This window comes from Gimesia maris (assembly GCF_008298035.1).
Taxonomy (GTDB): Bacteria; Planctomycetota; Planctomycetia; order Planctomycetales; family Planctomycetaceae; genus Gimesia; species Gimesia maris.
Genome location: NZ_CP042910.1, coordinates 1 through 20556, shown reverse-complemented (window position 1 = coordinate 20556; position 20556 = coordinate 1). Strand labels below are relative to the sequence as shown.

The 20556-nt window shown below is 51.1% G+C and carries 17 protein-coding genes; 10 read left to right on the top strand and 7 right to left on the bottom strand.

Annotation, left to right across the window (positions count from 1 at the left end):
* The first annotated feature begins 459 nt into the window (after window positions 1–459).
* Entirely contained in the window at window positions 460–585 is a 126-nt protein-coding gene (locus tag GmarT_RS30180) for a hypothetical protein (protein WP_002644913.1), read from the top strand.
* Window positions 586–749: 164 nt separating this feature from the next.
* Here GmarT_RS30180 and GmarT_RS00080 read toward each other — a convergent pair whose 3' ends face one another.
* From GmarT_RS00080 to floA, 3 genes are all read right to left on the bottom strand, one after another.
* Window positions 750–2384 (bottom strand): alginate export family protein, encoded by a 1635-nt coding sequence (locus GmarT_RS00080; protein ID WP_002644915.1) that lies wholly within the window; start codon window positions 2382–2384, stop codon window positions 750–752.
* A gap of 392 nt (window positions 2385–2776) precedes the next feature.
* A complete protein-coding gene (locus GmarT_RS00075; protein WP_002644916.1) occupies window positions 2777–3823 on the bottom strand; it encodes a 3-oxoacyl-ACP synthase III in 1047 nt (348 codons plus the stop codon).
* Window positions 3824–4436: 613 nt separating this feature from the next.
* Window positions 4437–5381 (bottom strand): flotillin-like protein FloA, encoded by a 945-nt coding sequence (floA, locus tag GmarT_RS00070; RefSeq protein WP_002644919.1) that lies wholly within the window; start codon window positions 5379–5381, stop codon window positions 4437–4439.
* Window positions 5382–5680: 299 nt separating this feature from the next.
* Between floA and GmarT_RS00065 the strand changes: the two genes are divergently transcribed.
* From GmarT_RS00065 to hpt, 9 genes are all read left to right on the top strand, one after another.
* Entirely contained in the window at window positions 5681–6145 is a 465-nt protein-coding gene (locus GmarT_RS00065; RefSeq protein ID WP_002644921.1) for a RidA family protein, read from the top strand.
* Between the two features lie 203 nt (window positions 6146–6348).
* Window positions 6349–7596 carry an FAD-dependent oxidoreductase gene (locus GmarT_RS00060; protein ID WP_002644922.1) on the top strand — a complete coding sequence of 416 codons (1248 nt, stop codon included), beginning with the start codon at window positions 6349–6351 and terminating at the stop codon, window positions 7594–7596.
* Window positions 7597–7620: 24 nt separating this feature from the next.
* A complete protein-coding gene (locus GmarT_RS00055; RefSeq protein WP_002644923.1) occupies window positions 7621–8397 on the top strand; it encodes an aldo/keto reductase in 777 nt (258 codons plus the stop codon).
* 224 nt (window positions 8398–8621) lie between these two features.
* Window positions 8622–9368 carry a (Fe-S)-binding protein gene (locus GmarT_RS00050; protein ID WP_002644924.1) on the top strand — a complete coding sequence of 249 codons (747 nt, stop codon included), beginning with the start codon at window positions 8622–8624 and terminating at the stop codon, window positions 9366–9368.
* A 1-nt stretch (window position 9369) separates the two neighbouring features.
* Window positions 9370–10740: a lactate utilization protein B gene (locus tag GmarT_RS00045; protein WP_002644925.1), complete on the top strand. Its 1371-nt coding sequence runs from the start codon at window positions 9370–9372 to the stop codon at window positions 10738–10740.
* Complete coding sequence (locus GmarT_RS00040) at window positions 10727–11344, top strand: LutC/YkgG family protein (protein WP_002644926.1); 618 nt, start codon at window positions 10727–10729, stop codon at window positions 11342–11344. Before GmarT_RS00045 ends, GmarT_RS00040 begins: the two co-directional genes overlap by 14 nt.
* Window positions 11345–11485: 141 nt before the next feature.
* Window positions 11486–13162 (top strand): hypothetical protein, encoded by a 1677-nt coding sequence (locus GmarT_RS00035; RefSeq protein WP_002644927.1) that lies wholly within the window; start codon window positions 11486–11488, stop codon window positions 13160–13162.
* An 82-nt stretch (window positions 13163–13244) separates the two neighbouring features.
* Window positions 13245–14315, top strand: coding sequence for a tRNA pseudouridine(13) synthase TruD (gene truD, locus GmarT_RS00030; RefSeq protein WP_002644928.1), 1071 nt, complete (start codon window positions 13245–13247; stop codon window positions 14313–14315).
* A 15-nt stretch (window positions 14316–14330) separates the two neighbouring features.
* Window positions 14331–14852 (top strand): hypoxanthine phosphoribosyltransferase, encoded by a 522-nt coding sequence (gene hpt / locus GmarT_RS00025; RefSeq protein WP_002644929.1) that lies wholly within the window; start codon window positions 14331–14333, stop codon window positions 14850–14852.
* Between the two features lie 55 nt (window positions 14853–14907).
* On the opposite strand, the gene GmarT_RS00020 is transcribed toward hpt, so the two are convergent.
* The 4 genes from GmarT_RS00020 to GmarT_RS00005 all read right to left on the bottom strand — a co-directional run bounded on the left by GmarT_RS00020 (window position 14908) and on the right by GmarT_RS00005 (window position 20556).
* Complete coding sequence (locus tag GmarT_RS00020) at window positions 14908–17403, bottom strand: DNA gyrase subunit B (protein ID WP_002644930.1); 2496 nt, start codon at window positions 17401–17403, stop codon at window positions 14908–14910.
* A gap of 110 nt (window positions 17404–17513) precedes the next feature.
* Window positions 17514–17858: a DciA family protein gene (locus tag GmarT_RS00015; RefSeq protein WP_002644931.1), complete on the bottom strand. Its 345-nt coding sequence runs from the start codon at window positions 17856–17858 to the stop codon at window positions 17514–17516.
* A 3-nt stretch (window positions 17859–17861) separates the two neighbouring features.
* A complete protein-coding gene (dnaN, locus tag GmarT_RS00010) occupies window positions 17862–18992 on the bottom strand; it encodes a DNA polymerase III subunit beta (protein WP_002644932.1) in 1131 nt (376 codons plus the stop codon).
* A 535-nt stretch (window positions 18993–19527) separates the two neighbouring features.
* A complete protein-coding gene (locus GmarT_RS00005) occupies window positions 19528–20556 on the bottom strand; it encodes a helix-turn-helix domain-containing protein (protein WP_002644934.1) in 1029 nt (342 codons plus the stop codon).

Here is a 20556-nt window from a genome sequence, read left to right as displayed (position 1 = left end):
TCGCTTCGCTCGACCCGAATTACATTCGGGCCCACCCTTTTCTTTCTTGAGTTAGATGGTTTTTCTTCACTGTCGGGCAAGCCGACAGTGGCACACGGGGAGGTGATTATGACACTCGTCGTGCTGATCTGGTGATGCTCATTCTGATTTCTTTTTCTCGCTGTTTGCTGATCACTGGTCGCTGATTTTCAGCTGGGCAGTCTGGTGGCATTCCTTAAGATTCTCTCTATGTCTGTGCGCGTTTTCTGTTGCTGTGCGGGCCGCTGACAGGAATACCTGGTTTGAGGGGAGAGTCGGTCATGTGTTACATGTTGGAAAATGTTTTCTGTGGACTCTGGTTGCTCGTAGTTGGGTTGTTCTCTGTCATCTCGAGTGCGTCTGATCTTCGCGAACGGCGCGGCGGTGTCAAGAGGGGTCAGAAGAAAACGGGGTGGCGATACAGGTTGACAGGGTCGCGATATGAGGCGGTACTGGGGCGGTGCCGGGACGATGCTGTGCGATGTGCGGCGACCCGCAGGCATACATCACGAACTGGTGCTGTTTCAGGCAGTGCAGATCTGGAAAAAACGTCCGGTTTTCGCGTGAACCTCGGGAAGTGGTTCGCGGTGTTTCAGTGCACTGTAAACTGGGCACGCGCGCGACACAGGTCTACGCTTATCGTCGTTGGCGCGACGCGGTCAAGTTCAATGTTTGCAGACACGGCGATTGAGCAGTGCTCGGATGACAGCTGCTCTTTCTACTTCCAACAGTTAGAAGCGGAGTGTGGTCTGCACGTAGAACTGGGTGGCGGTGTTGCGGGGCGGAATGTTGTCGCCGACAAAATCGCCGTACCAGAACCAGGAGTAACCGGCCTGGATATTGAAGTTGGGGTTGAAAGTGTAGGTTCCAATCAGGTCGAATTCCTGTCCGATGTCGCGACTGCCGCCCAGTGTTCCCGTGGGGGCACCGGCGACGTTGTAGAGATAGTCGTTGGTGGTGGCTTTTTCGAACCAGTGGAAAGCTCCGACCAGGCCCACTTTTTTCGTCGGCTTGGCGTTCAGTTGCAGACTCCAGTCATACAGGTTCTGGCCGGACAGGTTGTCGATGATCCCCCAGTAAGCGTGTCCCAACGGGTAGAGTGTGTTGAAGGTATTGTTGGTACTGCCATTCGGATCGGAGTTACCGGAACCGTAATAGAACAGACCGCTCAGGCGTGGCGACCAGGGAACCGTGGTCCAGGTGTGACCCAGGACCGAGGTAAAGAAGCCTGCGGAGACGCGTTTGCCGTCATCGTTTCCGAACTGGTAGGCACCTTCGGTTTCGAAGTCCCAGATGCGGGTAACTTTGCAGCAGTCGTCCTGAACTTCGCGGGTGGTTTTGAAGCGACCGCCGGCGGTGTGACGCGAACCATCGGGTCGGTTGGGGGTGTTGGTTTCATCACGGAGCCAGAGGTAATACAGGTCGAGCAGTTCCGGACCGCCATCCGACAGAATGGTGGCGTAGATCCCGCTGAAGGTGACGGAGGTATCGGGTTTGTCTCTGCTGTTATCGTACTGGCTGAGAGGCTGGTTACCGCCGCCCGTATTCACAGGGTTAGTGATGAAGGCGTCGATGTGAACGGTTTCAGTATGATGAAAATATTTGAAGCCTTCAAAGTTACGACGTGTGTTCGACCAGTCGAGTGGCGAGATCAGATGCTGCGAGCCGTAGAGCATTTCCTGTCGACCATACCGAAACCAGCCGGGTGCGCCGTTCCATTCATGGAGTTTGACGTCAACGAATGCGTTCTGCACATTCCAGCGGTTGATATCAATGGGCGTGGGTGGCAGATCGTTATCGAAGATGGAGGCATCGATGCCTTCGAAGTAGACACGGGCGTAATCGCCGAGCTGCAGATCGAAATACTGACGCCAGCGCCAGAGATTGTAATCGGTATTGACGGGTCCACCTGGTCGCAGACGATTCTGTTCGTGCATATAGCGATGTCGCAGTTCGCCGCCGACCGAAAGCGTGTAAGGCGAACAGTCATGGCCGAGCGGCATTTCCTTGAAGCGTTCCCCGAGCAGGTAAGGATGGTCGGGATTGCTGAGGTAGCTGCCAAACGTGTTATCATAGAACAGTGGTTTATACGGATTAGCAGGAGGTTTCACAGGCGATGGGTCATCGAAAATGATTTCATCTTCGGACTCTTCGGTATTCGGCGGAATGACCGAATCGGCAGAGGGTTCTTCTGCGGACTGGAAAACTGTAGAAACAGGTGTCAGCTCTGGTTCGATGCCATCGTATTCGGCCTGGGCCGCTGGTGCGGGCGGTACGGCAGGGGAATTAGTTTCTGCGCTGAGTCTGGCGGTGGCCAAAGCAGATGAAGCGACCACACTCAAAGATAAAATCACGCGAAGACGCATTCGGCATTCCTTGCTGTTACATGTCTGGTGATAGAACGTTCTATCTCATTTGTCTGTTCGCGAAAACAAATGGAAATTCCTGATGGGTCGACGTCACATCCTGTTCCTGGATGATCGCGGTGGATTGGTCTCCCCGATTAGAATCGGTTTATCGGGTGTAATCAGACTATCCCGTTCAGCCAGATTTACAGCAATCAACGATACTTAGAAATGATTGAGGGTCAACTTTGCCAGAAACTGCCTATTCAAAACAACCAAAGCAACCGCTACAAACTGCCACCCCAGCAACTGTCGCGATGAAAATAAAACGATTACGCGGTTCAGGAAAGATGACTAAAGCTGAACTGCAGGATTAAGGAAATCTCAGTGAAGCGGGCTGGTCAAATCGATGGTTACCACTGGACACCCAGCATGAGCGAATTAAGGCCGCTACCGATGCCGAGTAAAGCGATACGATCCTGTTCCTGAAGGATCTGATTTTCGATGCCGAGCGCCCAGGCCATGGGGAGTGCAGCGGCGCCGGTGTTACCCAGTGTTTCGACGGTGGGATAGTCAAGGCTGGTATCGAGACCCAGTTTTTCGAGCAGGAGTTTGCGATGTGCTTTACCGACCTGGTGGGTGAAAACGCGGTTGACGTCTTCGTTTTTCCAGCCGAGCGTGGTTTTAGTCTGTTCCCAGGTGGGGATGGCGAGATTGACGCCGGCGACGAGCAGGGATTCGGAATCGGTCTGCATACGAGGGCGGTGATCGCCGTGTTTTTGTGCTTCGACACCGCCGGCGCAGAGTTCGTGGCTGGAGGTATCGGTCTGAAAGTTACCGCCGAGCAGACGATGACCAGTTTGACTGAGTTTACGGTCACAGAGGAGAATGGCCGCGGAGCCACTGCCAATGGTCAGGGAAGCAAAGTCGTTTTTAATGGATTTGCGGGTTAAGGTGTCGTCGTGGAGCAGATCGTGAATGGTGCCTTCCACGAGGTCGCGTCCGACTTCGGTTCCGACGACGATTCCGGCGCGGATCTGTCCCATTTCAATCATGTTGGCGATGAAGACCATCCCATTGAGCAGACCGAGGCAGGCATTACTGATGTCGAGCACTAATGCGGCGTTAGGGAGTTGAGTAGCATGATGCACGCCGCTGGCGGTCGCAGGTTCGAGCTGATCACGACAGACGGAGCCATGAAACAGGGCACCAATGTATTTGCGGTCGAGCTGACAGTGATCGAGGAGCTTGTTCACGGTCTGAGCGCTGATGGTACCGGGGAGCGTGCCCGGATCGAAAAAGCGTCGTTCCTGAATGCCTGTCATCAGTTCCAGTCGGCCTGCGGGCAGACCGAGTCGATCATAAACGGGTGCCAGCTGCGCTTCGATTTCGTCGGAAGTGACGATATGGGGTGGCAGGGTACAGCAGACAGCTTCGACGCAAACATGCTCATAACGCATAAGCGGTATTCAATTCCCATTCCAACAGGCTGATAAAAGAGACGACGTGACCGGGCACAAAAGTGAGAACTTCTGCGCGCAGAAAGAACGTCCTATTGAATTGGATCTGGGAACGAAACTCAACCTAAGCGCTGAAAAAACTTAAACCTGAGCTGCACTTTGTTTGCGAGGCGAGGAATTCAGAGTATCGACGAGGTGTTTGATCTCGTTCAATTTCTCTGTGCGAGTGCGAACATAGTCCGTAGTCGGTTCTTCGACTCGCAATTTTTCTGCACTCTTTACGTAGCGCAAACCTGACAACAGGAGGTCCAGTTGTTTTTCAGTAATATTTATTGTTGTGATATCAGTCATAGGTAAACGAAAACTCTCTCGAGGTGATCCGGAGAATTCAGTCCACAACAACCTCCTGCTGCTGTTACTGACATAATATTAGTCAATCACCAACCCAAATTTCAACCAGTTTTTACAAAAACACATCCTGTCTGGTATTTTCTAATCATCGACTTATCAAAGAAGTTTGCTTTGAAAGCTTTTCCGGTGCTGTTGAATCCCTTACAGCCGGCCTGATTGAATCGATCGATACGCTTGAATTAAACTATACATACAAACATGCTCAGACGGCTCTCAGATTGCCTTCCTGGAAGGAATCGGCCATGGCGAGCGGAATTTCGGCTTCGGCGAGGACCACTTTTGCCTGATTTTCCTGAGTCGTGGCGATCATTTCCTGTTCGGAGGCAACCGCTTCGGCCCGTCTTTCTTCTGCGAGTGCCTGTGCGATCCGCATGTCGGCTTCGGCCTGATCCACCCGGAGGCGTGCACCAATGTTTTCACCAACATCAATATCAGCGATATCGATGGAGACAATGGAAAACGCTGTCTGGGTATCCAGACCACGGTCCAGCACATTGCGGGCAATGACAGACGGATTCGCCAGAACTTCCTTATGACTTTCACAGGAACCGATGGCAGAAACAATTCCTTCGCCGACGCGGGCGATAATTGTCTCTTCGGTGGCTCCTCCGACCAGCTGACTTAAATTGGTTCGCACGGTGACACGGGCACGCGCCTTGAGTTGTATCCCATCCTTGGCAACGCCGTCCAGCGTGGGCCGACCACTTTTCTTGGGATCGGGGCAATCAATGACTTTGGGGTCCACGCTGGTTTCGACCGCGGAGATGATATTTCGTCCAGCCAGATCGATCGCAGAGGCGGTATCCCAGTCCAGATCGATGCGGGCCCGGTGGGCGACAATCAGAGCATGCACGACGCGGTGTACATTCCCGCCTGCCAGGTAGTGTGCTTCAAACGCCTGTGTGGGAATATCCGTCAGTCCGGCCTGGACCGCCATGATTTTGGTATCAACGATGACAGATGGCTTTACCTTCCGGAGTGACATAAAGACCAGGGCAAGCGGACCAATTTTGGCGCGCGAACTGAAGGCCTGGATCCACAACTTGAAATAACGGGCAAACAACGCCACGAAGACGATGCCCAGTAAAATTCCGATTCCACCGATGGCAAATGCTACAACTGGCCAGAGATCTTCCATTGTCTGCATAACTCCCTTGTTAGTATTTGTTTCTGAGACAGCTGCCTCTGAAATATCATAACTGCCTGAAGGTCAAAACAAAAAGTAATTTTCAGCAGCTTTTTGCATTTTTCGCATTAGTTCACATCAGAAAACGAAATTGAGCTTGAATTGGATCATTCTGTTTTTCAAAACAGTCTGGTTCGATCGATTGGAAATCGGTTTTGCGGTCTTTATTCTGTTTTAAATAAACCATGTTTTCAAATTCCGTTGTTACCGGGACAGCGGATTCACAAATAGAACGGACTTCAGTAAAGCAGGAAAACCCTATGAGTATCGAAGCCAAGATCGAAGAACTGAACCTCGAACTTCCCACAGCCCCCAAGCCAGGCGGCATTTATAACCCTGTCGTACAGGTCGATGATATGTTGTATGTCTCCGGACATGGCCCTATTAAACTGGATGGCAGTATGCACACCGGGCGTGTGGGCGACGATTTGACTGAAGAACAGGGCGTTGAGGCAGCTCGTTCCGTTGCTTTGACGATGCTGGCGACATTGAAGCAGTACCTGGGCGACTTGAATCGGATTGATCGGTTCGTCAAAGTACTGGGCATGGTGAATGCGGCTCCTGATTTCAAACGGCATCCCCAGGTCATCAACGGTTTCAGTGATCTGATCGTGCAGGTGTTCGGCGAGAATGGCCGCGCCGCCCGCAGTGCCGTCGGTATGGGCTCTCTTCCGGGAAATATTACCGTCGAAGTCGAAGCGATCGTGATGCTCAAAAAGCAGTAGCAGACGGTTCTGTAAGCACGCCCGGATACGGTACTTGAGCAGCAGACGGGGGCTTTTTCCCGAAAACTGAAACTGTGAACAGTTCAATCGGGCTGATTCATCTTTTCGGATCAGGGCAGAAATAGTAAAAACCGTTAGCGCCATGGTTTCGCGCTAGCTGACCAGGGAAATGGTGCCTGCTGTATTGAGAAAGGATTCTCGGTGTGCCAAACGTTGATTTGATCATATTCGGAGGAGGGATTGCCGGCCTGTGGACGATGCATGAAGCCAGTCGACGGGGATACAGGTGCCTGCTGCTGGAAGCATCCGCCCTGGGAAGCGGGCAGACCGTTGCCTCACAGGGAATTATTCATGGTGGTTTAAAATATACCCTGCAGGGCATGATGACCGGCTCTGCCCGCCGCATCCGTGAGATGCCCTCGATCTGGAGACAGTCGCTGGCCGGCGAAAAGCTGCCCGATTTATCCCAGACCGAAATTCGTTCGAATAACTGTTATCTGTGGCGTACTGAATCGCTGTCTTCCCGGCTGGGTATGTTTGGCGCGAAGATGGGGCTGCAGGTGGTCCCGAAAAATCTCGCCCCCGAAGATGTTCCCGAACTCCTCTCTGACTGCCCGGGCTCGATTGGTCAGATGGACGAACAGGTGATCTCGCCTTACAGCCTGATCCGAAATCTGGCGGAAGCGTTTCCTGAACAGATATTAAAATACGATCCGGAAAGTCTGAAATTCGTTCACGATCAAAACGGAAAGCTATCAGCGGTTCAGATTCTGGATCCCCAGCGGACGCCGGTGACCATTCAAACGGCGGCAATATTACTGACGGCAGGCAGTGGAAACGAAAGCCTGTTGCAGCAGGCAAGTCCTGCTACTGAAGTACCGGGTAAAAGTGTGATGCAGAAGCGGCCGCTGCATATGGCTTTGGTCAGAGGGACGCTGCCTCCCTTTAACGGGCATTGTGTGGATGGTGCGAAAACCAGAGTCACGATCACCTCAGACATTGATTGCCAGGGACGCACGGTCTGGCAGATTGGTGGCCAGGTTGCCGAGACGGGCGTGAGCATGAATCGACGCGCTCTGATTGAACATGCTGCCCGGGAGCTGGTGGCTTCGGTACCGGGAATCGAACTCAACGGCCTGGAATGGAATTCTTACACTGTCGATCGCGCCGAAGGGGCAACGAAATCGGGACATCGCCCGGAAACGCCACAAATCCTGCAGGAAGGCAACCTGTTCACGGCGTGGCCTACCAAGCTGGCGCTGGCACCTCAGCTGGCGGAAGAAATCTGTGAGCGACTGTCCGCAATTCCTGTTGCACCGACGCCGCTGGATGATTCGTGGAAGTCAGAGCTGACGCGATTTCTTCGTCCGCAGGTGGCTTTGCCTCCCTGGGAAACAGCAGTCGACTGGGTGAGGCTTGATGAACCGTTTAGTCAACGAGAGGCTGCCTGATCTCCGTCAGGTTGAACTTCGAACATGCAATACCGTCCTTTGGGAAACACCGGCTTTTCCGTCAGCGCACTGGGTTTTGGTGCCTTCAAAATAGGCCGCAACGAGCAGATCAAATACAGTCAGTCTTACGATCTTCCAGATGATCAAACTACGGATCGCCTGCTGAATTCGGTACTGGACCTGGGGATCAATCACATTGATACCGCGCCCGCTTATGGCATCAGCGAAGAACGCATCGGCCAGTTCCTGTCACATCGACGTAATGAATTTCTGCTGTCGACTAAAATTGGTGAGACCTTTGAAAACGGTGCTTCCACCTATGACTTCTCCCGTGTGAGTCTGCAGTCGAGCCTGGAACGCAGTCTGAGTCGACTCAAGACCGATGTACTGGACGTGGTGCTGATTCATTCAAACAACTGTGAAACAGAGATCTTAAACCACAGTGATGCCATCGAAACACTGCAGGCAGCCAAACAGGCGGGGTCGATTCGCTGGATCGGCCTGTCTGCTAAAACGCTCTCCGGCGCGAAGGCGGCGCTCGACTGGGCGGATGTACTGATGGTGGAATATCATCTGCAGGATCGCAGTCATGAAGCACTCCTGGTTCAAGCCGCACAAAAGGGTGTGGGAGTCTTCGTGAAGAAGGGGCTTGCTTCAGGTCAGCTCTCTCCCGCGGAAGCGATTCCCTTTGTGCTGCGCAACCCGGGTGTCAGTAACCTGGTGGTGGGCGGTTTGAATCTCAAGCATCTTCAAAGCAACTGGCAGACTGCCTGCGATACATCGATCGCGCCAGCTGCTTAATTCTTGCGGTTGCTCGCGAATTCTCTCTCCAGGAGCGTTTAACGTAAGAAACATAAGTATTTCCTGCGCTGACCGTCTCTGCTGAAATGCAGGTTTCTGAGGTGTACATCCTCTTTTCCCGAGCATCTGTCGGCTTGGCATTCGTGGTGGTACGGACTATAAAGGAGTAAAGCATCATCAAAGTTTATTATGATCGAATCTGAACCTCTTTTGAGTCCCGCACTATGGCGCCCAAAGTCGGCTTGTTTATCCCCTGTTATATTGATCAACTGTACCCGCAGGTAGGAATTTCGACCCTGAAAGTATTAGAACATTTCGGGGTGGATGTGGAATATCCGGAAAGCCAGACCTGCTGTGGTCAGCCTATGGCAAATACCGGCTGTACTAATGAAGTGGAGCCGCTGGCAAAACGCTTTCTGGAAATTTTCAAAGGCTATGACGCGGTTGTCTGTCCCTCGGGCAGTTGTGTCTCGATGGTCACACACCACTATGATGAATACTTTCCGGATAACGCCGAGTATGAGGAGCTCAAAGCGAAAACCTACGAGTTCTGCGATTATCTGACGAACGTCCTGGGAATCAAAACTCTATCGGGACGCTTTCCTCACAAGGTCGGCCTGCATCAGAGTTGTCATGGACTGCGCGAATTAAGACTTGCCAGTTCCAGCGAAGTCATGGGCCCCCCGTTCGGCAATGTGCGCGTGCTGCTGGAAAGCATCGAGGGGGTGGAACTCTCTGAACTGCAACGGCCCGATGAATGTTGTGGTTTTGGTGGAACATTCGCGGTCGCTGAAGAAGCGGTTTCCTGCATGATGGGAGAAGATCGTGTGCACGACCACGAACAGGCGGGTACGGAAGTTCTGACGGCTCTGGATATGTCCTGCCTGATGCACCTGGATGGCATTATCCGCCGCCAGAAGAAACCGATTCGCGTGATGCATATCTCTGAAATTTTAGTCGAGTGTTTGTAAGATGCCTTCACATCCAAAATTAGCTGCGGAATTCGTTAAGAATAAAGACCGTGCGCACTGGCACGATCAGTCTCTGTGGTTTGTCCGTTCCAAACGTGACAAGGCTGCGAAACAGATTCCCGAATGGGAGCTGTTGCGCGAACAGGCTTCAAAAATCAAAATGTTTACGGTCTCGCATCTGCCTGATCTGCTGGAAGAATTCGAGCGAAATGCGACCGCGCGAGGCGTGCAGGTTCACTGGGCCCGCAATGCCACCGAACATAACGAGATCGTACACGGCCTGTTAAAAAAACATAATGTAACGCGCGTGGTGAAGAGCAAATCCATGCTCACGGAAGAGTGTCATCTCAATCCCTACCTGGAACGGCATGGGATTGAAATCATCGATACCGACCTGGGTGAGCGGATCGTGCAGATGCAGAATATGCCTCCCAGCCACATCGTGATGCCCGCGATTCATATCAAAAAAGAAGAGATCGGCGAACTGTTCCACGAACAACTGGGTACAGAGAAAGGGGCAACGGATCCCCAGTATCTGACCGAAGCGGCCCGCCAGCATTTACGCCAAAAGTTCATCGAAGCAGAAGCCGGGATCACGGGTGTCAATTTTGCGATCGCGGAAACGGGTGGCTTTGTAGTCTGCACGAATGAAGGAAACGCCGACCTGGGAACGTCGCTCAACAAACTGCATATTGCCTGTATGGGGATTGAGAAACTGATTCCCCGCGCGGGCGACTTGAGCGTGTTTCTGCGACTGCTGGCCCGTTCAGCGACTGGTCAGCCCATCACCACGTATTCCTCTCACTTTCATGGTCCGGCTCCGGGAGCAGAAATGCATATCGTGCTGCTGGATAACGGACGCAGTGAAATTTCCGGCAGCGACGAATTTCGACGGTCATTAAACTGCATTCGTTGTGCCGCCTGTATGAATACCTGCCCTGTATATCGACGGAGTGGAGGTTACAGCTACAGTAACACGGTTCCCGGTCCCATCGGGTCGATTCTGGGTCCGGCCAAAGATCCGAAAGCGAACTCCACCCTGCCCTTTGCCTGCAGTCTGTGTGGATCCTGCACCGATGTCTGTCCGGTGAAAATCGATCTGCATCATCAATTGCTGACCTGGCGAAAAGAGCTGCGCGTGAAGGGGTTATTACCGTTTTCCAAACGGCTCTCGATGAAAATGATGTCGTGGATGATGCGGATGCCGGGCCTGTATCGTTTCGTGGGAAAATTGGCACGGTCGATTGTGCCTTATCTGCCTCGGTTCATGCTCTACAATCGCCTGAACGACTGGGGCAAACAGAGAGAACTTCCCATCATACCCAAACAGAGTTTCCGGGAATGGATGAAGCAGAACCATGACGACAAGTAAAAACGACATCCTGAACAAGCTGCGCAGTCAGTCGGTCCCCCAAAACGAGTTACCTGACCTGCAGTCGCTTGAACTCTCCTCGCAGTGGATTCGCTATGAGGATCCAACAGAGCAGTTCGCGGAAACGCTGGCTTCCGTTGGCGGACTCTGTCTGCGCGTTAAAAATGTAGACGAAGTCAACTCACATCTGTCAGAGTTGCCCGCATATCTGGAATCGAAAAATGTCTGTTCTCAGGTTGCCGGTTGTGGACAACCTAACGTGAACATTCCCGAAATCACCGACCCACATGATTTTGAGAATATTGATTTTGCCATTTTACCGGGTGAATTCGGCGTCGCGGAAAATGGTGCTGTCTGGATCTCCAATGATGGCGGCCCGGCGCGGACCCTTTACTTTTTATCTCAGCATGTCGCGCTGCTGGTTCCCGCCAGCGAGATAGTAAACAACATGCACCAGGCGTATCAGAAACTGGGATTTGCTGAAAACGGGTTTGGGACCTTTATGTCTGGCCCTTCCAAAACGGCTGATATCGAACAGTCCCTCGTGATTGGCGCCCATGGGGCCCGATCCCTAATCGTGTTTCTGGTCGAAGAAGCATTTTGAAATCAGTGATCCGCTGATCAGATTTTATCAGATTTTCTGTAACTTTCCCGGGTTCAAACAGGTACACTAAGCTGTATCCAGATTGTGTACTATCGATCTGCTCCTTTTCTTAGATCTGTTTTTCCATACCGGAGGTTCTCCGTGTCGACTGCAATTGCAAAATCCTTCCTGAAACGACTTACTCTGACTGTCTGTGTTCTCTCGCTCGGTTCGCTGGCTCTGGCTCAAACCAACACCGAGTCGCGTAAGGAGAAAGTGGACTGGAATAAGCCGATTGCCGTGGCGACGATCGCCAGTATTGACCGTGTTCTGGATGACATTGATTACATTTTTGCCACTGTGGACAAACCGGAATATCCCGCAATGATCAAAGGGTTTCTGGCACAGTATCGTAATCTGGAAGGCCTGGATAAAACGAAACCGCTGGGGGCATTTGTCTTTCTGAACGAAGGTATCGCGCCGCAAGCGGTTGTGGTGGGATTTATTCCAGTCAAAAGTCTGGACGAGCTGACGCAGACCCTGGGCGAAGTCGGCTTTCTGTTGAATCCGGTCGACGGGAAAGAAGATCGCTACACGCTGGCATTGCCCACATTCACAGTGCACATCAAGATGGCCCACGGCTACGCATTTCTGCACATTAAAAGTGAAGCGCTGGACAGAGAATTTTACAACCCCGATGAGTTCACCAGCGCGCTGGCCAAAGAGTATGACATTGCCGGGTCGCTGTTTCTGAGTAATGTCCCCCAGCCGATGCGGATGATGGCCGTTGATCTGACCAGAGCCCGTGTGGATGAACAACTGCCACAAAAGCCGGGTGAAGATGATTTAAAATACAAAGGTCGCAAAGAAACCACCCTGCTCATACTGAAGCAGTTTGAACAGGTCGCCGAAGATGGGAATCAGCTGACGATCGGTTATAACCTGTCGAAAGAGAAAAAGAACATTCAGCTGCATCTGGGTGTCAAAGCACAACCAGGTACACCACTGAGTAAAGAATTTGAGCAGTTGTCGAAAACTTCCAGCCAGTATTCTTATCTTCAGGCTGATTCTGCAGAAATGCTGGGATATACCATTCTTCCGCTCCGGAAAGAGGTGGAGCAGAAAATGATTCTGGATCTGATCGAAAAATCTACCAGAAATATTCCACCGATACTGCTGGGCGATGATGCGAATCCTGGTCCCGTCGCTAAGATTCTGGATTCTCTCAAGGCAACTGTTGGCTCTGGTAAACTCGATGGACACATTCAGATGCAACAGGTGGGTGAAAAGAAAGTGGCATTACTGGGCGCAGTGAAACTTTCGAACGGATCTCAATTTCAACAGGGTCTGCAGGAGTTCTTCGATTTAACTAAACAGGCCGATGATACAAAAGGCGTTGAAGGAAATGTCGCGGAAGTGGAAGGCATTGCCATTCATAAAATTACCCCCGACAACCTGAAAGAAGATACAAAAAAACTCTTTGGTCAAAACCCGGTCATTTATATCGGCTGCAGTCAGGACGAATGCTGGGTGGCCATGGGGGAAACGGAGAGCCTGGAACTGTTGAAAAAGTCGATTTCAACAGGCAAAAGTCATGCACAGGACCGCAAACAGGGTACCGCTTTTCTACTGTCTTTTAAACTGGCATCGATGATTCCCCTGGCAGAGGAGAATGCAAAAAATCCCGATTTCATTGAATCTGCGAAAGTGGCCTTCGCTTCCGGTGGCGATCTGATGACCATTTATCCTAAAATCACAGCCGATCAAGCCAGCCTGAATCTGGAATTCGGTGAAGGATTCATCAGGCTGATTTCCTTATCCATTGCCAATCGCAAGTAGCCTGATTTCCGTTTGACTGTCGCGTCTTCCGATCAAAGACGCGCCATGATCCTGGAACAGGCACTAGAACTTTATTCCCGCTATGCCTGAACCAGAAACTGAAGTGCTGCCTTATCTGACGGAAGGCTTACCGGGAACCGGCGGTGAATTAAAACAGACCCCCGAAGACTTTATCGTGGAGGAGATCCCGGTCTACGCCCCTTCGGGTGAAGGAGATCATCTGTTTCTGTGGGTGGAAAAACGGGATGTCTCGGCGCAGTTTCTGGTAAAGATTCTGTCAGAAAAGTTGAGAGTCGATTCACGGGAAATTGGTGTGGCCGGCCTGAAAGACCGCTGTGCCATCACGCGGCAAATGGTCTCCGTTCCTGTAGAATGTGAGCCTTTGCTGGAAGGGTTTGCCTTCGATGGCATTCGCATTCTGCAGGCAACCCGGCATGAACGGAAACTGAAAACCGGGCATCTCAAAGGGAACCGCTTCACACTGTTACTGAAAGAAACTTCTGAGAATGCGTTTGCTAATGCGAAGGCCATTCAGGAGAAAATTACAGAGTTCGGCTTTCCCAACTTTTATGGTGCGCAGCGAATGGGCCGCGATAATGAAACGTTGCGAATGGGAATGAAGCTGTTAAAAAATGAAAAGGTCTCCGCCAAATACTTTCGGAACAAATCACTGAAACGGCTGGCTCTGTCGGCGGCGCAGTCCTGTCTGTTTAATCGGGCACTCTCTCAAAGGGTCTCTGCAAAAAACCTGCATACGGTTCAGCAGGGCGATATCATGCAGGTTTGTGAATCGGGGGGTCTGTTTGTTGTTGAAGATGTCGCTGCGGAGCAACAGCGGTTTGATCAGCGGGAAACCGTCATTACCGGTCCTATTTTCGGGCCTAAAATGAAACAGCCTGCCGATCAGGTTCTGGAAGCGGAGACTGCGATTCTGCAGGAGTTCTCCCTGGAACCGGCATACTTTTCACGTTTCAAAAAACTGACTCCCGGTGCCCGCCGACCATTCCTGATCTGGCCGAAAGATCTTAAAATCAGTCAGACGGCGGACGGCATCCAGTTTGATTTTACGCTGCCTTCCGGCGTGTATGCGACCATGTTGCTCAGGGAATTTATGAAAAACGAGACGGCTGCCATGACGCCAGGCGACTCGTGATGAAAGGAAGATATTGTGAAAGTTCTGATTGATGAGGAACAGATTAACTCGCGTGTGATTGAACTGGGACGGGAACTAGCCCAGGAATATCAGAATCGGCCCTTGACCATCATCGGGATACTGGCCGGCAGCCTGGTGTTACTGGCAGATCTGATCCGGGCGATTGATGTGCCCCACCAGGTCGGTGTGTTACAGGCTTCCAGTTATCGCGGTAAATCAACCACGCCGGGAGAATTACAGGTCAATCTGGATTACCTGCCCGATTTAACAGACCGTGATGTTCTGCTGGTGGATGATATTTTTGATACGGGTAAAACCATGCAGACCGTGCTGGCTCAAATTCAGAATCAGAATCCCCGATCTCTGAAATCAGCCGTCCTGCTCTGGAAAGAAGAAGCGTCAACAGTCGAACTGAAACCCGACTATCACTGCTTTAAAATTCCCGAGCATTTTGTTGTCGGCTATGGACTGGACTTCAACAACGAATACCGCCATCTGCCTTTCATCGCATCCCTGGAAGGCTCGGATCTTGCGTAAAACGAATCTGTAGAACGCACTCGAATCATGTGCGTTCTACAGAATTCATAATTGATTACACATCCAGATTCTTCACATCGAGTGCATGTTTCTCGATGAATTCGCGGCGGGGTTCCACAACATCTCCCATCAGCACGCGGAAGATTTCATCAGCGGCGGCGGCATCCTGCATGCCCACCTGCAGAAGCACCCGTTTTTCCGGATCCATACTGGTATCCCAGAGTTCTTCTGAGTTCATTTCGCCCAATCCTTTGAAGCGGGTCAGCTTGAGTCCTTTTTCGCCGATGTCTCGTAGCGAAGGCAGGAGCTGGCGGAGATTGCTCAGTTTAACTGCATTGCTGCCACTGTTAATGCAAAACGGATAGATGGGTTCACCGTTGCGGTTTCCAGGTGAGTAGAAATCTTTCAGGTGAATCCCGTAACCTTTCAGCTTCTGCAACAGATCGTTAATCGTGCGAATTTCGTGCAGATCGGTCACCTGCAGGGCTCCTGCTTTTGCGAACTCATCCTCGTCTTCTTCGCTGTCTTCAGAAGTTTCTGCTGCTCCGTTGTCATCGGCGATCTGCAGTTCATCGCCGCGTTTGGCTTCTTCTTCTTTCAGGAAACTTGCCATTTCCTCCTGAGACGTAAACCAGAACTGCTGTTTGCCGAGGAAGATGCGATATTGGGGCAGTAAACCGTCTTCGGTCGCAAAATTCAAAGCAATGAATTTCAAATCGATGCCGCGACGATCGAGTGTTCCCAGTGGCTCTTCCAGATCAGAAACCAGATCCACCAGTTTTTCCAGCATCTCTCCCTCAAAGATGGTTCCGTCTTCATGCTGCAGATTCGAATCTGAGAGAGCCAGTTCGACCAGCTCGTTCATCATTTCATCCTGCGTCTGCACATAGCGGATTTTCTTACCCTGGGTAACGCGATACAAAGGTGGCTGTGCGACATACACACAACCATTGTTGACCAGTTCCCGCATGTGACGGAAGAAGAAGGTCAGCAGCAGCGTGCGAATGTGGCTGCCGTCAACGTCGGCATCGGTCATCAGGATGATCTTGCCATAACGTCGTTTGGTAACGTCATCAAAGGCAGCTCCCGGTGGAACACCGACCGCTTTGAAGATGTTGGCGATTTCCGCGTTATCCAGAACCTTGACCAGCTGTGCTTTTTCCACATTCAGGATTTTACCACGCAATGGCAGAATCGCCTGGATGTTAGAATCGCGTCCGGTGTCTGCCGAACCGCCGGCAGAATCCCCTTCGACGAGGTAGAGTTCGGTGATGTCGAGTTCTCGGCTACGGCAGTCACGCAGTTTTTCAGGCAGACCGCCTGTGGTGAGTGCCCCTTTGCGACGAACCATTTCACGGGCTTTTTTAGCTGCTTCACGGGCTTCTGCCGCCAGCAGACCTTTGAGCGAGATCTTTTTCGCGACGCCTGGGTTCTCTTCGAAAAACTTGGTCAGCTTTTCATTCACGACGGTCTGAACAATGCCTTCGACTTCGCTGTTCCCCAGTTTGGTCTTGGTCTGACCTTCAAACTGCGGATCGGGAACGCGGACGGTAATCACCGCTGTCAGGCCTTCACGGAAATCGTCGCCGCTGGGTGTGAAGTCTTTGAAGAGGTTGGCTTTTTTACCGTAGGCATTGATCGAGCGGGTTAACGCCCCCCGGAAGCCGGAGAAATGGGTTCCCCCTTCAATGTTGAAAATGTTGTTGGCGAAGCAGCGTACATTTTCGGTAGAACCATCGTTGTGCTGTACCGAAATATCGACCTGCACGCCTTCGAGTTCTCCCTGGATATGAATGATTTCTTCGTAGAGGACAGTCTCAGTACGGTTCAGATGGCGTACGAATTCGACCAGTCCTTCTTCATAGTGAAATTCATCTGACTGGCCGGTACGCTCATCATTGATGCGAATCCGCACGCCGGCGTTCAGAAAAGCGAGTTCCTGGAGTCGCTTGGTCAATGTGTCATAGACAAATTTAGTATCCGGGAAGATGGTGCCATCCGGCTTGAAGGTGATTTTGGTTCCGCTCTTGTCGGTCTTCCCGAGTTTTTTGAGCGGAGTCTTCAAAAGCCCCTGGTGGAAATCCATGGTCCAGACATGCCCTTCACGTCGGACTTCGGCTTCCAGCCATTCGCTCAAGGCGTTGACTGCGGTAATCCCGACGCCGTGCAAACCACCGGTTCCGGTTTTGTAGCCCCCTTCCCGGTCAAACTTTCCGCCGGCATGGATTTCCGTCAAAACCACTTCCAGAGCCGGACGGTTATTCATGTCCGGCATGATACCTATGGGAATCCCGCGACCATCATCGCTACAGGTCACGCTGCCATCCGCATTGATTTTAACGTTGATGATTGAAGCATAATTATTCACACATTCATCGATCGAGTTATCGACGACTTCATAGACCAGATGGTGCAGACCCCGGAGCGTGGTATCCCCGATATACATGGCAGGTCGAGTACGAATCCCTTCGACGCCTTCCAGGGCACGAATATTGGATTCATCGTATCCCGTTTTTTTCAACTCTGTCTGACTCTCTTCTTGATCACTCACGCTTTATCACTCCCGTGAATTGTTTTTCTGTTTCGCTGCTGCGAAACGTTGTCTGATCTTAGACCAGTCTCAAACAGTAATTTCACATTCCATTTTTTAATCTGTTTGAGCTACTTATTTGCCTTGGATTTCAAGCGAAATTTTATCTCGCGGACATCCTGTTTTCCGTACTCCTGCTGTAATTTCGTCAGCAATGATTTCTTATGAAATGAATTCAGCTCATTCAGCAGAGCTGAGTTCTCGACTCCGACCTGCACCACCCTGTTTTTGATGCCCATTACCGTTGTCTGACCTGAGATTTTTTCACCCGCCGCCTGTTTCCAGGCATTGGTCAGTCGTTGATCTCCCTGCACGCGGGAGAGCCCTTTCAAAGCAATCAGCTCAGAAAGTACCTGTGAGACAGGCACCGGTGCGGGCACGGCACGACTCTGTTTGAATTCGTACTTTTGAGACATGTATTACCGTGCTTGCGAGAGAGGCATGATGACGTAGGTGTAACCATCGTCTGTTTTCAGAACCGCGGCACTGTCTGAATCGATCAGCTGCAGTCTGATATGGGCGGCTGAGTCGAGCGTTTTCAGAAAGTCGGCCAGGTAACGAACGTCAAATGTGATCACGATGTCTTCCCCTTCGAAGGGGATCGGGATTTCCACTTTTGATTCCCCGACGGATGCCGCCACACTTTTCAAAGTCAACAGACCGCTGGAGAAGACAAAATCGACTCCCCGTGTTTCCACGTCGGTCACAATCTGCGCCTGGCGGACTGCCCCGAAGAACGTGCCCACTTCCAGATCGATACTATGAGTCGGCTCGGGAGGAATGACATCACGGTATTTCGGGAAGCGGCCTTCGACGAGTCTGCCGAAAATTGTGGAACGGCCACTTTTCACAATCACATCATTGGCTCGAATCGCGATCTGGATGTTTCCTTCATCGCCTGTCAGACTCTTTTCGATCAGTGACATTGCTTTGGCGGGAATCACGGGGCGATTGTTTTCATACGCTTCGGAACCCTGGTAACTGCATGCTGATTCGACCATCGCCAGTCTGCGTCCATCGGTGGCGGCCAGGGTTAATTTATCACCTTCGACATCAAACAAAACGCCGCCGAGTGCATAACGCGTGCTTTCCGGATCGGTGGCAAACACGGTGCGGCGAATCATTTCACGAAATGACTGCATCGGAATTTCGAAGAAGTTGGATTCGTTGAAGGTTTCCACGGCAGGAAATTCGGAAGGATCATGAACTGACAGACGGAATTCACTTTTGCCGGCCTGAATCAGGATGAAGTCCTGGTCTGCCTCTTCGTCTTTCTTGAGTTCGATTTCCACGGAATCGGTATGGGCTTCCCGCAGGATGGAAACCAGCTCATGAACGGAGAGCAGAATCTGCCCGGGCACCATGACTTCGACTTCTTCGAAATCAAAGCGAATACTGACTTCCAGATCAGTCCCGCTCAGCGTTGCTTTTCCGTCTGCTGCTTCCAGTTTGGCGCACTTCAGAACTTCTTTCGGTGTGCGGGAACTGATGACGCTTCCAATGATCTGAAAGCCGGATAACAGGGTAGATCGAGAACAACTGAGCTTCATGTTTGAATCAACTTTTGTAAAAATGCGTGGAATTTGACGGCAACCGCGGACATCGATGGAAACACTTTCTGGCTGCCTGTAATTTGATCTTTAATGCTGATGATATTTTATGTGATTTCGATGACTTTCACAATCAATCTGAGGTCCCGAATCTACACAACAACCTTGTTTTTCAAGGGAGTTTTAATCTAAAAGATTTTTATTTAGCAGTAGTAGTATCAGAGGGAGAAGAAAATTGTGGATTATCGCAGAGAATTAAACGTAAATACCGATTTAGTATGACTTTAAATCAATGGTATTAGCGATATTTTCTGTCGAAAACCTGTTGGTGGGATCTTGGTAGGAAGCAGATAGACTGATCACAAAGAAGAGGACTTTGAAAAGTCACGATCAGCGCTGTTCAGAAACGAAAAACCAGTCGACTTCTGGCAACAGACTTTGAACAGGTTGTCGACAAAACAGAGCATCAGAAACTGTGAAAGGGGGCCTGGAAAAAGTTTCCTGATCCGGTTTCTCTGGTTGAATTTCCTGTCCGCTATAAAGGGTATACCCCAAGTTGTTGCTTGATGCGAGAAATCTGCTGACGTAATCCGGGTGATTTTTCGAGATCGTTCTGAATTTGACGACAGGCATGAATAACCGTGCTGTGGTTCTTGCGATTAAAATAATTCGCGATATTTGCTAAAGATTCACCGGTCAGTTCCCGGGAGAGGAACATGGCACATTGCCGCGGTAGAACAATCTGCTGAGACCGGTTGGCAGAGCGGACCTGGGCCAGGCTGGTCTTAAATTCACGACAGACGACTCTGGTGATTTTAGCCGTACTGGTGCGTGGCGGATCCAGATTCCCATCCAGGAATTCCTGTACGAAACGGCCTTCAATGCGTTTCTGCTGAATTCGGCTGACCGTATGCAGCTGATTCAGGATGGCAGACAGCTCTCGTGGTGAGCATTCTTTCTGACGGGCAATCAGGGCGAGTTCTTTTTCTTTGATGGGAATCTGCTCAAAATCAGCCCAGAATTTTAGCAGCTCCAGTCTGCTCTGGTATTTCAAGGGAGCTATTCCCACACAGACGCCCCCATGGAATCGATTAATCAGCTTCTTCTGAAAATGAGCCAGTTCGCCGGGCGGTTTGATCGAAGTCACAATGACGGCGCCCCCCTGTTTAAGAATCGTATCCAGTGTTGAGAGTAGTTCTCCCTGTGTATGCGTCCGGTTTTCCAGGCTGTGAATATCTTCCAGAACCAGCAGCTTCATCCCGCGGTGTTTCTCTTGAAACGCGGCAATTCGCTTGTTTTTTGAAGCGACAGCATATTTCGCAGCGAATTCACTGGCTGTCATGCTGTTCCATTCCGCCTCCGGATGGAGATTTACATAATCGGGTAACAGCGAGTTGATCAGAGCCGATTTTCCACAACCCGAAGGTCCGTAAATATAGACCAGCGGGGGGTCAGGCAAATCTGTTGTCTGAAACAATTGCGAGACAGCCGTGAATGCATACTGATATTCAGGGAATATCCTGAAGGGTCGCGCGGTCACAGATTGCAGAGGTTTTGACATCAT